General features: G+C 72.2%; 14 protein-coding genes. 7 read left to right on the forward strand and 7 right to left on the reverse strand.

The window, feature by feature from the left end; all coding sequences use genetic code 11:
- Positions 1-165 precede the first annotated feature (165 nt).
- Positions 166-870 carry an MgtC/SapB family protein gene (locus tag CF165_RS07905; RefSeq protein ID WP_093946769.1) on the forward strand — a complete coding sequence of 235 codons (705 nt, stop codon included), beginning with the start codon at positions 166-168 and terminating at the stop codon, positions 868-870.
- A gap of 59 nt (positions 871-929) precedes the next feature.
- Here CF165_RS07905 and CF165_RS07910 read toward each other — a convergent pair whose 3' ends face one another.
- Positions 930-3,743, reverse strand: a complete 2,814-nt coding sequence (locus tag CF165_RS07910) for an aconitate hydratase (protein WP_093946770.1) — start codon at positions 3,741-3,743, stop codon at positions 930-932.
- A 343-nt stretch (positions 3,744-4,086) separates the two neighbouring features.
- Here CF165_RS07910 and CF165_RS07915 point away from each other — a divergent pair, with 343 nt between their 5' ends.
- Together CF165_RS07915 and CF165_RS07920 are read left to right on the forward strand one after the other, a co-directional pair.
- Complete coding sequence (locus CF165_RS07915; protein ID WP_093946771.1) at positions 4,087-5,400, forward strand: NlpC/P60 family protein; 1,314 nt, start codon at positions 4,087-4,089, stop codon at positions 5,398-5,400.
- Positions 5,401-5,444: 44 nt separating this feature from the next.
- Positions 5,445-6,164, forward strand: coding sequence for an SAM-dependent methyltransferase (locus CF165_RS07920; protein WP_093946772.1), 720 nt, complete (start codon positions 5,445-5,447; stop codon positions 6,162-6,164).
- A 2-nt stretch (positions 6,165-6,166) separates the two neighbouring features.
- Here CF165_RS07920 and CF165_RS07925 read toward each other — a convergent pair whose 3' ends face one another.
- Positions 6,167-6,574 carry a DUF1801 domain-containing protein gene (locus CF165_RS07925; RefSeq protein ID WP_093946773.1) on the reverse strand — a complete coding sequence of 136 codons (408 nt, stop codon included), beginning with the start codon at positions 6,572-6,574 and terminating at the stop codon, positions 6,167-6,169.
- A gap of 83 nt (positions 6,575-6,657) precedes the next feature.
- Here CF165_RS07925 and mobA point away from each other — a divergent pair, with 83 nt between their 5' ends.
- The 4 genes from mobA (at position 6,658) to CF165_RS07945 (ending at position 10,434) form a co-directional block, all read left to right on the forward strand.
- On the forward strand, positions 6,658-7,203 hold the full coding sequence (mobA, locus tag CF165_RS07930) for a molybdenum cofactor guanylyltransferase (RefSeq protein ID WP_093946774.1): 546 nt from the start codon (positions 6,658-6,660) through the stop codon (positions 7,201-7,203).
- A gap of 160 nt (positions 7,204-7,363) precedes the next feature.
- A complete protein-coding gene (locus tag CF165_RS07935; RefSeq protein WP_093946775.1) occupies positions 7,364-8,428 on the forward strand; it encodes an AAA family ATPase in 1,065 nt (354 codons plus the stop codon).
- Between the two features lie 7 nt (positions 8,429-8,435).
- Positions 8,436-9,380 (forward strand): DUF58 domain-containing protein, encoded by a 945-nt coding sequence (locus tag CF165_RS07940; RefSeq protein ID WP_093946776.1) that lies wholly within the window; start codon positions 8,436-8,438, stop codon positions 9,378-9,380.
- Positions 9,381-9,453: 73 nt separating this feature from the next.
- Positions 9,454-10,434: a VWA domain-containing protein gene (locus CF165_RS07945; RefSeq protein ID WP_093946777.1), complete on the forward strand. Its 981-nt coding sequence runs from the start codon at positions 9,454-9,456 to the stop codon at positions 10,432-10,434.
- A gap of 1 nt (position 10,435) precedes the next feature.
- Here CF165_RS07945 and CF165_RS07950 read toward each other — a convergent pair whose 3' ends face one another.
- The 5 genes from CF165_RS07950 to CF165_RS07970 are packed head-to-tail and all read right to left on the reverse strand — an operon-like array spanning position 10,436 to position 14,217.
- Positions 10,436-10,948: a hypothetical protein gene (locus CF165_RS07950; RefSeq protein WP_093946778.1), complete on the reverse strand. Its 513-nt coding sequence runs from the start codon at positions 10,946-10,948 to the stop codon at positions 10,436-10,438.
- A 23-nt stretch (positions 10,949-10,971) separates the two neighbouring features.
- On the reverse strand, positions 10,972-11,439 hold the full coding sequence (locus CF165_RS07955; RefSeq protein ID WP_093946779.1) for a tRNA (cytidine(34)-2'-O)-methyltransferase: 468 nt from the start codon (positions 11,437-11,439) through the stop codon (positions 10,972-10,974).
- Between the two features lie 3 nt (positions 11,440-11,442).
- The gene (locus CF165_RS07960; protein WP_093946780.1) at positions 11,443-11,865 is read right to left on the reverse strand and encodes an acyl-CoA thioesterase; all 423 of its coding nucleotides are present in this window, start codon (positions 11,863-11,865) and stop codon (positions 11,443-11,445) included.
- Between the two features lie 16 nt (positions 11,866-11,881).
- Complete coding sequence (locus CF165_RS07965) at positions 11,882-12,826, reverse strand: TAXI family TRAP transporter solute-binding subunit (protein WP_093946781.1); 945 nt, start codon at positions 12,824-12,826, stop codon at positions 11,882-11,884.
- Positions 12,823-14,217: a sensor histidine kinase gene (locus CF165_RS07970; RefSeq protein ID WP_093946782.1), complete on the reverse strand. Its 1,395-nt coding sequence runs from the start codon at positions 14,215-14,217 to the stop codon at positions 12,823-12,825. Before CF165_RS07970 ends, CF165_RS07965 begins: the two co-directional genes overlap by 4 nt.
- Between the last annotated feature and the right edge of the window lies 1 nt (position 14,218).

Here is a 14,218-nt window from a genome sequence, read left to right on the forward strand (position 1 = left end):
AAAGTGGCGGAGCTTGATCGACACGAGTACGGAAGCGAGGTGAGCGGCACATGCCAGCGGACAGTCATCGGACGGCCGGGCGCGCGCTCACCGGAGGTTTCCGGCTGGGCTGAATTCCGGCCGCCTTCTGTCCGGCAGTGCGCGCACGCCGGAAAAGAGCCGGACATGACCATCTTCGAAATGCTGCTGCGCGTCGGCGCCGGTGTCGGTTTGGGTGCCGTCATCGGGTTCGAGCGCCAGTTCCGCGCCCGGATGGCCGGGCTGCGCACCAACGCCCTCGTCGCGGTCGGCGCGACGCTGTTCGTGCTGCTGTCCGCCCACGGCTTCGGCGGACTCGCGTCGAGCGGCGACGCGGACCCGACCCGGGTGGCCGCGCAGATCGTCTCGGGCATCGGGTTCCTCGGCGCCGGGGTCATCCTGCGGGACGGCCTCAACGTCCGCGGCCTCAACACGGCGGCGACGCTGTGGTGCTCCGCCGCGGTGGGCGCGCTCGCCGGCGCCGGGCTGTACGCGGTCGCGGCGGCCGGGACCGCCGTCGTGGTCGGGGTGAACGTGCTGCTGCGGCCGCTCGGCCGGGTCGTCGACCGCCGCCCGGAAGCGGGCGAGGAGACGCCGACGAGGTACGCGTTCCAAGCCGTCACGCGTGACGCGACCGAGGCGCACGTGCGAGCGCTGCTCGTGCAGTCGTTGACCCGCACGGACTTCCGCCTGCTGTCCGTGCTGAGCACGGACCGGGATGACCGCAAGGTGGAGGTGCGCGCCGAGCTGATCGGCGACCAGCGCGACGACGCCCAGATGGAGGCGGCGGTGTCGCGGCTGTCGCTGGAACCGTCGGTGTCCAGTGTCCGCTGGGAAGCCGTGCCCGCCTAGCAGGTGCCGAAGAAAAGGCCTCCCCGCCGCGAGCGACGGGGAGGCCTTTCGGGAAATCCTTACGCCTGCGTCATCTTCCGCAGGACGTACTGCAGGATGCCGCCGTTGCGGTAGTAGTCCGCCTCGCCCGGCGTGTCGATGCGGACGTCCGCCTCGAACTCCACCTTGGTGCCGTCATCCTTGGTAGCGGTGACGTGCACCGTGCGCGGGGTCTCGCCGTCGTTCAGCTTCGTGATGCCCGAGATGTCGAACGTCTCCGTGCCGTCCAGGCCGAGCGACGAAGCCGACTCGCCCTGCGGGAACTGCAGCGGGATGACGCCCATGCCGATCAGGTTCGAGCGGTGGATGCGCTCGAACGACTCGGTGATCACCGCGCGGACGCCCAGCAACGACGTGCCCTTGGCCGCCCAGTCACGCGAGGAACCCGAGCCGTACTCCTTGCCGCCCAGCACGACCAGCGGGGTCCCGGCCGCGGCGTAGTTCTGCGCCGCGTCGTAGATGAACGCCTGCGGGGCACCGTCGACGGTGAAGTCGCGGGTGTAGCCGCCCTGCACGTCGTCGAGGAGCTGGTTGCGCAGCCGGATGTTCGCGAACGTGCCGCGGATCATCACCTCGTGGTTGCCGCGTCGCGAGCCGTAGGAGTTGAAGTCCTTCTTCTCCACGCCGTGCTCGGTCAGGTACTGCGCGGCCGGGGTGCCCGGCTTGATCGCGCCGGCGGGGGAGATGTGGTCGGTGGTGACCGAGTCGCCCAGCTTCGCCAGAACGCGCGCGCCGGTGATGTCGGTGACCGGCGCCGGCTCCGGCGTCATGCCCTCGAAGTACGGGGGCTTCCGCACGTAGGTGGACTCGAGGTCCCACTCGAAGGTCTTGCCCTCCGGCGTGGGCAGCGACTTCCAGCGCTCGCCGCCGTCGAAGACGTCGGCGTAGTCCTTGGTGAACATCTCCTGCGTGATCGCGTAGTCGATGGTCTCCTGGATCTCCTGCGCGGTCGGCCAGATGTCCTTGAGGAAGACGTCGTTGCCTTGCGCGTCCTGGCCCAGGGGCTGGTTCGCGAAGTCGAAGTCCATCGTGCCGGCCAGCGCGTAGGCGATGACCAGCGGCGGCGACGCGAGGTAGTTCATCTTCACGTCGGGGTTGATCCGGCCTTCGAAGTTCCGGTTGCCCGAGAGCACCGAGACCGCGGTGAGGTCGTTCTCCTGGATGGCCGCGGAGATCTCGTCCGAGAGCGGGCCGGAGTTGCCGATGCAGGTGGTGCAGCCGTAGCCGACCAGGTGGTAGCCCAGCTTCTCCAGGTACGGCCAGAGGTTGGCCTTGGTGTAGTAGTCGGTGACGACCTGCGAGCCCGGCGCCATCGACGTCTTGACCCACGGCTTCACCGCGAGGCCCTTGTCCACGGCGTTGCGCGCGAGCAGCGCGGCGCCGAGCATGACCGACGGGTTGGACGTGTTGGTGCAGGAGGTGATCGAGGCGATCACCACGGCACCGTGGTCGAGGACGAACTCGCCGCGGTCCGACGTGGAGACCTTGACCGGCTTGCTCGGGCGGCCGGACGCGCCGTTCGCAGCGGAGGAGGTGACCGGGGCGGCGTCGTCCTCGGCGAAGGACAGCGAGGGAGCGTCGCTGGCCGGGAAGGACTCCTCCGAAGCCTCGTCCATCTTGGTGTGCGGCGTGAGGTCCTCGCCGTCCACGTAGTCGTGGATCGACTTGCGGAACGACGACTTCGCGTCGGTCAGCTCGATGCGGTCCTGCGGGCGCTTCGGGCCGGCGATCGACGGGACCACCGTCGACAGGTCCAGCTCGAGGTACTCCGAGTAGGACGCCTCGCGCGACGGGTCGTGCCAGAGGCCCTGCTCCTTGGCGTAGGCCTCGACCAGCGCGACCTGCTCCGCGGACCGGCCGGTCAGCTTGAGGTAGCGGACGGTCTCCTCGTCGATCGGGAAGATCGCCGCGGTGGAGCCGAACTCGGGGCTCATGTTGCCGATGGTGGCGCGGTTGGCCAGCGGCACCGCGGCCACGCTCTCGCCGTAGAACTCGACGAACTTGCCGACCACGCCGTGGCGGCGCAGCATCTCGGTGATCGTGAGCACGACGTCGGTGGCGGTGACGCCGGCCGGGATCTCGCCGGTCAGCTTGAAGCCGACGACGCGCGGGATGAGCATCGACACCGGCTGGCCCAGCATGGCCGCCTCGGCCTCGATGCCGCCGACGCCCCAGCCCAGCACGCCCAGGCCGTTGACCATGGTGGTGTGCGAGTCGGTGCCGACGCAGGAGTCGGGGTAGGCCTGCCCGTTGCGGGACATCACCGTGCGCGCGAGGTGCTCGATGTTGACCTGGTGCACGATGCCGGTGCCCGGCGGGACGACCTTGAACTCGTCGAAGGCGCCCTGGCCCCAGCGCAGGAACTGGTAGCGCTCGCGGTTGCGCTCGTACTCGATCTCGACGTTGCGCTCGAAGGCGTCGGGGCGGCCGAAGACGTCGATGATCACCGAGTGGTCGATGACCAGCTCGGCCGGGGCGAGCGGGTTGACCTTGTCGGGGTCGCCGCCCAGGTCGGTGACCGCTTCGCGCATGGTGGCGAGGTCGACGACGCAGGGCACGCCGGTGAAGTCCTGCATGATCACCCGGGCCGGCGTGAACTGGATTTCGATCGACGGGTCGGCGTTCGGGTCCCACGAGCCGAGCGCGCGGATGTGGTCGGCGGTGATGTTCGCGCCGTCCTCGGTGCGCAGCAGGTTCTCGAGAAGGATCTTCAGGCTGTAGGGCAGCCGCTCGGCGCCCTCGACCTTGTTCAGGCGGAACACCTCGTAGGAGGCGTCGCCGACCTTCAGCGTGTCTTTGGCGCCGAAGCTGTCCTTGCTGGCGGGTGAGGTCACGTCTAACTCCAGTGGCGGGACGCCGCGCCGTTGCGACAGGGGAGTCCCGGGTCAGTTCGGTCGGTTCGGTGGGGCGAGTCTTGCGCACCCCCACCGTAAGACCGGATTCGGGATGGCACACCTCGCGGTGCCTCAAACAGTACGCGTGTCCTGTTTAACGGACAAGGCGACACGCGGTGTGGGCTGCGCCATCAGTTGCGAGGGTCCCTCAATGAGGGGAATTGGTGCCTACGTTGTGTAAGTTTCCGCTGATGCTTGTGATAGTGGTGTGACTGCAGTGACACGCGGTGTGCGCTGGTGAGTGGAGGTGGCGGTCTTGTTAGGACGGTGCGGAGGTCCTGGGGTGCCGCGCGTCCGCCGGGGACTCAGCGTGAGCACGCTCGCCCTGGTGATCTTGTTCGCCGCCGGCGGCACGGGTCTCGCGGCGCCCCCGCCGCCGCCCAACCCCAGCGACTCCGAGATCGACGCGAGCAAGGCCGACGCGAACGCGAAGGCGGGCGAGGTCGGCCGGCTGACCAACCAGCTGGCCCAGGCCGAGCAGAAGCTGTCGCAGCTGCAGGACGACGTCGAGCTCAAGCAGGAAGAGGCCAACAAGGCCCTGGTCGACCTGCAGACCGCGCAGGACGCAGCGACGCAGGCGGAGAACGACGCGAAGGCCGCCCGGACCGAGGCGGACGCGGCGGCCGCGGCGATCGAGAAGGCCCGCGACGACCTCAAGTCCTTCGCCGCCGCGAGCTTCCAGCAGGGCAGCACGGTCGGCTCGCTTTCGGCGTACCTCAGTGCCGACAGCCCCAAGGACATGCTCGCGCGTGCCCAGCTCCTCGACGCCGTCGGCGGCGACCGGCTCAACGCGCTGGACCGGCTCCAGCAGGCGCAGACCGACAAGGCGAACAAGGACGCCGCGGCCCGCAAGGCCGCCGAGATCGCCCAGCAGAAGCAGGACGCCGCGCGCCAGGCCAAGAACGGCGCCGACGCCGCGCAGGCCGCCGCCGTGCGGGCGCAGGACGGCCAAGCGTCGCAGAACACCCAGCTCGAGAAGAACAAGTCCGACGTCGAGCAGCAGCTCTACGCCGCGCAGACCAAGGTCAGCGGCCTGCAGGGACAGCGGCAGCGCTACCAGGACTGGCTCGCCCAGAAGAAACGCGAGGACGAAGAACGGGCCCGCCAGGCCGCACTCGCCTCCGCCGGGGGCGGCGGCCGTCCGTCGGGCGGTCCGGCGCCCTCCGGTCCGGCGGGTTCGTCGATCGAGGCGGTGATCGCGCGGGCGCTGGCCCGGCTCGGCATGCCGTACGCCTGGGGTGGCGGCAACGCGAGCGGCCCGACGCGCGGGATCCGCGACGGCGGCGTCGCCGACAGCTACGGCGACTACAACAAGATCGGCTTCGACTGCTCCGGCCTGATGATCTACGCCTTCGCCGGGGTCCGTTCGCTGCCGCACTACAGCGGCTACCAGTACTCGGCGGGGCGGCAGGTGCCGCTGTCGCAGATGCGGCGCGGCGACCTGCTGTTCTGGGGCGGCCCGGGCGGCATCCACCACGTCGCGCTCTACCTTGGCGGCGGCCAGATGGTCGAGGCACCGCAGTCCGGCCTGCGCGTCCGGATCGCGCCGGTGCGCTACGGCGGGATCATGCCGTACGCGACCCGGCTCGTCGGCTGAAAACTCATTCGACGCCGGCGTTGCCGGGCTCCAGGATCAGGCTCGTGGACGACGAGCTGAACGCGCTGCGGCGCACGCGGATGCGCTGGAACACACCCCTGTCGGAAGCCCATGCGGAGCTGTTGCTCGACCGCATGGCACCCGGCCCGGGAGACCTGACCGATTTCGGCTGCGGCTGGGGTGAGCTGCTGCTGCGGGCCGCCGGCCGGACGCCGGGGCTGCGCGGAACCGGGGTCGACACCGACGGGACGTCCCTGGCGCGCGGCCGGGCGGCGGCCCGCGAACGGGGACTGGCCGCCCAGGTCGAGTTCGTCGAGGCCGACGCCGCGACCTGGGACGGGCCGGTCGGGCGAGGGCTCTGCATCGGCGCGTCCCACGCCTTCGGCTCGACGAAGGCGGCACTGGACCGGCTGGCCCGGGTCGTGGCACCGGGCGGCCGCCTGCTCTTCGGCGACGGGTACTGGGCGGCCCCGCCGTCCCCGACGGCGCTGGAGATCTTCGGGGGCGACATCCTCCCGCTGCCGGAGCTGCTCGACGCCGCCGCCGCGGCGGGCTGGCAGGTGCTGCACCTGAGCGCGGCCGACCAGCGGGAATGGGACGATTTCGAGTCCACCTCCCGGGCCGCCCTCGCGGAATGGCTCCTGGCTCACCCGGCCGACCCGCGGGCGGCGGAGGTGCGCGAGTGGCTCGGCAGGCGGTTGCGCGAGTATGTCGGCGACTACCGGGGTGTGCTGGGCTTCACCTACCTCGTGCTGGGCCGCTGACGTCAGGCGTCCGCCGGCCGCTCGCGCTTCAGCTTGCGCCAGCCGCCGGCCCGGTTGTTCGCGATGATCTGCCGGAACATCGCGGTGAGCGCGGGCGCGTTGATCGGTTCGCCCTGGCGGAAGGCGACCGTCCGCGCGGTCTTGTTGCCGTGGCCGGCGGTGATGATGCCGTCCGGGTCGGGGACGATGCCGCCGTCGTAGACGAAGACGTTGACGTGGTCCTTCGCGGCCAGCAGGGCGCAGATGTTGCCGTCGAGCACGAAGTAGGGCTGCCGGGTGCGCTTGATGGTTTCGGTCACCCCGGGGTCCGCCGCGTGGACCAGTTCGCGGACCTCCCGGCAGATCGCCCGCTGCCACTCGGGCAGGGCGTCGATGTAGGCGTCGACGCGCGGCTCGGCGGCGTAGGTCATGACGAACCTCCCGGGTCCGGGACGCATAGTATGCCGGACGCCGGGCTTCACCTACCTCGTGCTGGGCCGCTAGTGTTCCCGGGATGCGCTACGCGGGGATCGTGGTGGCCGGGGGATCGGCCCGCAGGCTGTCCGGTGTGGACAAACCGGCCCTCTCGGTGGGCGGGAAACCCTTGCTGGCCCGCGCGATCCACGCCCTCGACGGCGCCGAGCGGGTGATCGCCGTCGGGCCGCGGCGCCCCGGCTTCGACGTCGTGTGGACCCGGGAAGCGGTGCCGGGCACCGGGCCGGTGGCGGCACTGGCCGCCGGGCTGGTCTTCGTCCCCGACGACGTCGAGGCGGTCGCGGTGCTGGCCGCCGACCTGCCGGGGGTCCGGAGGTCCACAGTGGATCGTCTGGTCGCGGCGATCGGCTCCGGCGACGGCGCTGTCCTGGTCGACGCGGCGGGGGAGCGGCAGTGGCTGCTGGGTGCCTGGCGCGTCGCGGCGCTGGCGGCGGCCCTTCCGGAGCAGGTGGAGAACGCGTCGGTGCGCCGGGTGCTGGGCGGGCTGGCGGTCACCGAGGTCCCGGCCGAACGGGGCGAAGCGGACGACATCGACACCCCCGAGGACCTCGAACGCCATCGCTGAACGCGGGAACCGGACGTCCTTCACAGATGTCACACCGGTGACCGTGTTGGCTGATCCTGGGCGCCCGCGTGCCGGAGGGACGAACGACCGGGGGACGCAGTACGGTCGCACCGCGTGATCACCGTCGCGGGGGCGGCGCACGAACTTTCGAGGAGGCAGAGTGACCGAGCCCGGCTACGCCGAGGGCGGGAACGGCCAGCAGGCGACACCGGCCCGGGACGCCCAGTTGCTGGAGCGGACCGTGTTCGAGGTCAAGCGGATCATCGTCGGACAGGACCGCCTGGTCGAGCGGATGCTGGTCGGCCTGCTGGCCAAGGGCCACCTGCTGCTCGAAGGCGTGCCCGGCGTGGCGAAGACGCTCGCGGTGGAGACCTTCGCCCGCGTCGTCGGCGGCTCGTTCTCCCGCGTCCAGTTCACTCCCGACCTGGTGCCCGCCGACATCCTCGGCACCCGGATCTACCGCCAGGGCGCCGAGCGCTTCGACGTCGAGCTCGGCCCGGTCGTGGCCAACTTCGTGCTCGCCGACGAGATCAACCGCGCGCCCGCGAAGGTCCAGTCGGCGATGCTCGAGGTGATGGCCGAGCGGCACGTGTCGATCGGCGGGCAGACGTTCCCGATGCCCGACCCGTTCCTCGTGCTCGCGACCCAGAACCCGATCGAGAACGAGGGTGTCTACCCGCTGCCGGAAGCCCAGCGCGACCGGTTCCTCTTCAAGATCGTCGTCGAGTACCCCTCCGCCGAGGAAGAACGCGAGATCATCTACCGGATGGGCGTCACGCCGCCCACCCCGCACGAGGTGCTCAGCCCGGGCGAGCTGGTCCGCCTGCAGGGCGTCGCGGCGCAGGTGTTCGTCCACCACGCGCTGGTCGACTACGTCGTCCGGCTCGTGCTGACCACCCGGACGCCGAACGAGCACGGTCTCGCCGACGTCGCCGGCTGGGTGTCCTACGGCGCCTCGCCGCGCGCGAGCCTCGGCATCATCGCCGCCGCCCGGGCGCTGGCCCTGGTTCGCGGCCGCGACTACGTGCTGCCGCAGGACGTCGTCGACGTCGTGCCGGACGTGCTGCGCCACCGGCTCGTGCTGTCCTACGACGCGCTGGCCGACGGCGTGCCGATCGACCACATCATCACGCGGGTGCTGCAGACCGTGCCGTTGCCGCAGGTCTCGGCCCGGCCGCAGGGCGGCCCCGGCGGGCCGGTCCCGGCGGGCGCGCCGGTCAGGTAACCCGGCGATGGCGAAGAACGAGAAGGGCTCCCGCCCTTCGTGGGCGCCCCCGGTGCTGCGGGGCGACCGGATGGAGGCCGGGCTCCGGACGCTGGAGCTCGACGTCCGCCGCCGGCTCGACGGCCTGCTGCAGGGCAACCACCTCGGCCTGGTGCCGGGGCCGGGGTCCGAGCCCGGCGAAGCCCGCCCGTACCAGCCCGGCGACGACGTGCGCCGGATGGACTGGGCGGTCACCGCCCGCACCACGACCCCGCACATCCGGGAGACCGTGGCCGACCGGGAGCTGGAGACGTGGGTGGTCGCCGACCTCTCGGCGAGCCTCGACTTCGGCACCGCGCTCTGCGAGAAGCGCGACCTGGTGGTCTGCGCCGTCGCGGCGGTCGCGCACCTGACCGGGGGCGGCGGCAACCGGATCGGCGCGCTGATCTCCACCGGTGCCGACACCACCCGCATCCCGGCACGCGGCGGCCTGCCGCACGCCCGCGGGCTGGTCCGGAAGCTGGCGGAGATGCCGCGCGCGCCCGAGGGCACCCGGGGCGACTTCGCGCTGGCCCTGGAACAGCTGCGCCGGCCGCCGCGCCGCCGCGGCCTGGCCGTGGTGGTCTCCGACTTCCTGGGCGACACGTCCTGGGAGCGGCCGCTGCGGGCGCTGGGCGGGCGCCACGAACTGATCGCGATCGAAGTCCTCGACCCGCGCGACGTCGACCTGCCCGAGGTGGGCACCGTCGTGCTGGCCGACCCGGAGACAGGGAAACAACGCGAAGTGCACGCTTCGGCCTTGCTGCGCAAGGAGTTCGGGGCCGCGGCCCACGCCCACCGGCAGAAGGTGGCGGCCGGGCTGCGGCGGGCGGGTGCGGCGCACCTGACGCTGCGCACGGACGCCGACTGGATCGCCGACATGGTGCGGTTCGTCGTCGCCCGCAAGCGCCGCTGGTCCGGGGGTGTCGCGTGAGGGAGCTGGCGACCGAACCATTCGACACAGCGTTGCCGGCTCAGGCCGCGCCGAGCGTCAGCGAGGTGCGCGCGTGAGTTTGACGGGCTTCACCGCGCCCTGGTGGTTCCTGCTGCTGATCGCGGTGGCCGCGGTCGCGGTCGGCTACGTGCTCGCCCAGCGGGCGCGCCGGAAGCGGACCCTGCGGTTCGCGAACCTGGACCTCCTCGAGAAGGTCGCGCCGAAGAGCCAGGGCTGGGTCCGGCACGTGCCCGCGGTGCTGATCGTGCTGTCGCTGCTGCTGCTCACCGTGGCGCTGGCCGGGCCGACCGCCGAGCAGAAGGTGCCGCGCAACCGGGCGACCGTGGTGCTGGTGATCGACGTGTCGCTGTCGATGGAGGCGACCGACGTCCTCCCGACGCGGCTGCAGGCGGCGCAGGAGGCGGCGACGAGCTTCGCGCGGAACATGACGCCGGGGATCAACCTGGGGCTGATCTCGTTCGCGGGCACGGCGACGGTGCTGGTCAACCCGACGACGGACCGCAACGGCGTGATCAAGGCGATCGAGAACCTCAAGCTGGCGCAGTCGACGGCGACCGGGGAAGGCATCTTCGCGGCGCTGCAGTCGATCGAGAGCTTCTCCAGTGTCGTCGGCGGGGCCGACGGACCGCCGCCCGCGCGGATCGTGCTGATGTCCGACGGGAAGCAGACGGTGCCCGAGGACCTGTACGCGGCCCGCGGCGGCTACACCGCGGCGCAGGCGGCGAAGCAGGCCGGCGTGCCGATTTCGTCGATCTCCTTCGGCACGACGCACGGCTCGGTCGACATCAACGGCAAGCCCCAGCCGGTGAGCGTGGACGACGAGTCGCTGCGCGAGATCGCCCGGCTGTCCGGTGGCGACTTCTACAAGGCGGCCAGCGCCGAGGAGCTGAAGAAGGTCTACGGCGACCTCGGCGAGCAGATCGGCTACGAGCTGAAGGACGCCGACGCGAGCAAACCGTGGGTGGTGGCCGGCACCCTGATCCTCATGATCGGCGCGGCGGCCAGCCTGTTCTACGGGCAGAGACTCCCGTGACTCAGGCTCGGCGGACGCCGTACAGGCTTCCGCCGAGCAGGGTCACGCCGGAGAGCACGCCGCTGACGAACGGCACCCACGGCAAGGCCGGACCGCCGAGCAGGGCGAGGCCGGTGCCGCCGAGCACGGTCAGGACCACGCCGACCACGAGGATCGAGCGGGTCTTCCACGCCGACGCCAGCGCGACGAAGTGCAGTCCGACGACCGTGGCGATCCACGCGACGTTGGCCTGGACCGGCGCGTGGAGAAGGCTCAGCGCGAAGAAGCCGGCGACGAGCAGCACGAGTTCACCGGCGACGACGACCCGGTAGCTCGGCCCGAACATCGGCCTGTCCTCGAGGGTCGGCCGCCCGCCGGCGCGGACACCGAGAACGACCACGGCCGCGAGCGCCAAGACGGCGAGAGCGCGAAGCACCCAGCCGGCCGCCGCGGGGAGCGGGTCGCCCGAGTTGACGATGACGAACACGGTACCGAACGCGGCGCCGATGAGCGCCCCCAGGAACTGCTGTCGCATCCGGCGAACCTACCGGAGGCCGCTCACGACCCCGGTGCCGCGAAGCCGTTCTGGCGCCAGGCTTCGTAGACCGTGATGGCCGCGGTGTTGGCGAGGTTGAGCGACCGGCTCGTCGGCAGCATCGGCAGCCGCACCCGGTCGGTCACTTCGGGCGCTTCCTGGACCGCCGCGGGCAATCCCACGGACTCCGGCCCGAACATCAGGACGTCCCCCGGCGCGTACGCGACGTCCGTGTACAGCCGCGTCGCCGAAGCGCTGAACGCGTAGACCTTCGCCGGCAGCAGCACTTCCCAGGCCGCGGCCAGCGACGAGTGGACGTGCAACCGGGCGAGATCGTGGTAGTCGAGCCCGGCGCGGCGCAGCTGCTTGTCCTCCAGGGTGAACCCGAGCGGCTCGACCAGGTGCAGCTCGCAGCCGGTGTTGGCCGCGAGCCGGATCGCGTTGCCCGTGTTCGGCGGGATTTCCGGCTGGTAGAAGAGAACGCGGAACACGGCTCAGTCCCCGAGCAGTGTCGCGTAGGCCTTGCGCACGGCGTCCGGCGGCGCTTCCGGGCGCAGGGTGGCCGGGTCGATGAACACGTACCGGATGGTCGCGGCCGCGACCAGGGTCTCGCCGCGGTGGATCGCGAAGTCGAAGATCAACGACGTCGTGCCGAGGTGGTTCAGGTACTGGGAAACGACCAGTTCGTCGTCGTAGCGGGCGGGGGCACGGAGCTTCAGGTTCGCCTCCGCCACCACGACGTCGATGCCGTGCGCCAGGAACTCCTCGTGCGTGCCGAACAGCGCCTTCTCCGCCTCGAAGGAACACATGTCCACATAGGCCAGGTAGTGGGCGTTGAAGACGATGCCCTGGCCGTCGCACTCGTGGTAGCGCACGCGCAGCGGCAGCTCGGCGATCGGGCGGCGGGGTTCGGTCACGCAGCCAATCTAGCGCTCAGCCGTGCAGCGCCCGGTACGCGGCCGCCGCGCCCGGTTGCAGGGGCACCGGCTGCGTCCCGATCAGCGTCCGCACGTCGAGGAACTGCGTCCCGACGGCTTCGGCGGGCACCAGGGCGGTGGCGCGTTCGACGAGCAGCCGGACCACGGCCGCGGCGACCTCACCGGGCAGGGACGGCGAGCAGACGAGCAGGTTCGCGACGCCGATCGTGCCCAGCGCGCCGACCCCGCGGTAGGCCCCGTCGGGCACCTGGACCTGATCGTACACCGGCCCATACGCGGCGCGCAGCGCGGGTACCACCGAATCCAGGGGCAGGAGCGCGATCGGCGTCGTGCGGGTGAGGTCGGCGAGCTTCGGCGTCGGTACCCCGCCCGACCACAGCATGGCGTCGACCCGCCGTCCGGCCAGCGCGCGGACGGCGTCGTCGAACAGCAGGTGCCGGGCGTCGACCGGCACCCCGGCCCGGGCGAACAGGCGCTCGCCGAGCTGGGCGGCCCCGGAGCCGCCCGCGCCCAGCGACACCGGACGGCCCGCCAGGTCGGCGAGCCGGCGCACCGGCCCGTCGGCCCGGACCACGAGTTGCAGGTAGTTCTCGTAGACGCGGCCGAGGGCGAGCAGCGGCACCGCCCCGGCGAACGGCGGGCCGCCGCGCAGCGCGGTCTGGGCGACGTCGGCGAGGACGAGCCCGAGATCGGCCTGCCCCCGCTGCACGAGACCGACGTTGGCGACGCTCGCCTCGGTCGGCACGGCGGTGGCGTGCAGCAGCGGTTCCGCGCGGTTCAGCTCGGTGGCCAGCAGCTCGGCGAAGGCCAGGTAGAACCCGCCCGGCTCGCCGGCCGCGATGGTCAGCGTCCGTTCCGGGCCCGGGTACCCGGCGCTCGAGCAGCCGGCCAAGGCCAGGCCGAGACCGCCGAGCAGGGCGGTGCGCCGGGTGAGCGTCATCGCGGCACCTCCCGCAGCGGCAGCGTGACACGGGCTTCGAGCCCGTGGGGGACGGCCTGGCGCAGCTCCAGGACGCCGCCCCGGGTGCGCACCTGCTGGTGCGCGATGGCCAGCCCGAGTCCGGTGCCGCGCGGGGCGCCTTCGCCGCCGGCGCGCCAGAACCGTTCGGTCGCCCGTGCCCGGTCCTCAGTGGACAGACCGGGCCCGTCGTCGCGGACGACGAGCGTGGCGGTGTCCGTGCCGGCTTCCCAGCCCGTGGTGATCTTCGCGCCGCGCCCGGCGTAGTGGACGGCGTTGTCCAGCAGGACGTCGAGGATCTGGGCCAGCTCGCCTTCCGGGCAGCGCACGGTCACCGGCTCGTCGTGGCCGGGCGGCGGCACGATCGCCGAACCGGCGTCTTCGGCGGCCGGCCGCCAGGCGTCGACGCGCTCGGCGAGCACGGACGCGAGGTCGCACGCCTCGTCCGCGCCCCCGGCGGCGACCCGGGTCGCGGTGCTTTCGGCCAGCGCGAGCGCCAGCAGCCCGTCGAGGAGCTTTTCGAGGCGTTCGACCTCGGCCACGGTCGCCCGGTAGGTCGTGTCGTCGCCCTCGATCCGCCCGGCCAGGGAGTCGACGCGCAGCCGCAGCGCCGCCATCGGGTTCCGCAGCTGGTGCGAGGCGTCGGCGACCAGCCGGTGCTGCTGCTCGGCGGCTTCGAGCACGGCCTCGGACATCCGGTTGACCTCGGCGGCCAGTGACCGCAGCTCGCGCGGCCCGGCGCGTTCCGGGACGTGCGCGCGGTGCCCGGCGGCCACGGCCAGCACGCCGGTCTCCAGTTCGTGCAGCGGCCGCACCATCCACCGGGCCAGCACCACGGCGAGCAGCACGAACACCACCGCGACCAGCAGGGCGCCGGCCCCGATGGTGCTCCACCGGGTGGCGACGTCCGCTGCCGCCGCCGTCACCGACGCGCGCAGCACGACCACTCCGGACACGCGCGTGCCGGTGCCGACCGGGCGCGCGAAGTACGCGGGTTCGGCCGACCACGGGTCCAGGCGGTCGACCCGCGGCGCCGGCTCGTTGCGCATCGCCGCCTCCACCAGCGCGTGCACCGCCGCGTCCGCCGCGGTCAGCCCGCCCGCCTGCACCAGCGGGACGCGCCGGGCGTCGACGATGACCACGCCTTCGCCGTACAGCTGGGCATAGCGCTCCGCGTCGCCCGCGAGGGTCGCCGGGTCGCGCGTGTCGACGGCCTGCTGCGCCAGCACCACGAACCGGTCGACGTCGGCGGTGCGGGAGATGACCAGCTGCTGGGTGCGCTGCTCGGCGGTGGCGGTCAGCAGCGGCACGGCGAACGCGGCGACCACCGCGAGCGCGAGGGCGACCAGGACCACCAGCAGCCGGGTGCGCACG

The organism is Amycolatopsis vastitatis, from assembly GCF_002234595.1.
Lineage (GTDB): Bacteria > Actinomycetota > Actinomycetes > Mycobacteriales > Pseudonocardiaceae > Amycolatopsis > Amycolatopsis vastitatis.

Excerpts from the sequence above, each read along its gene's own strand:
- CF165_RS07905 (WP_093946769.1), top strand. The coding sequence starts at position 166 with ATGACCATCTTCGAAATGCTGCTGCGCGTCGGCGCCGGTGTCGGTTTG.
- CF165_RS07925 (WP_093946773.1), bottom strand. The coding sequence starts at position 6,574 with ATGACCTACGCCGCCGAGCCGCGCGTCGACGCCTACATCGACGCCCTG.
- mobA (WP_093946774.1), top strand. The coding sequence starts at position 6,658 with ATGCGCTACGCGGGGATCGTGGTGGCCGGGGGATCGGCCCGCAGGCTG.
- CF165_RS07940 (WP_093946776.1), top strand. The coding sequence starts at position 8,436 with ATGGCGAAGAACGAGAAGGGCTCCCGCCCTTCGTGGGCGCCCCCGGTG.
- CF165_RS07950 (WP_093946778.1), bottom strand. The coding sequence starts at position 10,948 with ATGCGACAGCAGTTCCTGGGGGCGCTCATCGGCGCCGCGTTCGGTACC.
- CF165_RS07965 (WP_093946781.1), bottom strand. The coding sequence starts at position 12,826 with ATGACGCTCACCCGGCGCACCGCCCTGCTCGGCGGTCTCGGCCTGGCC.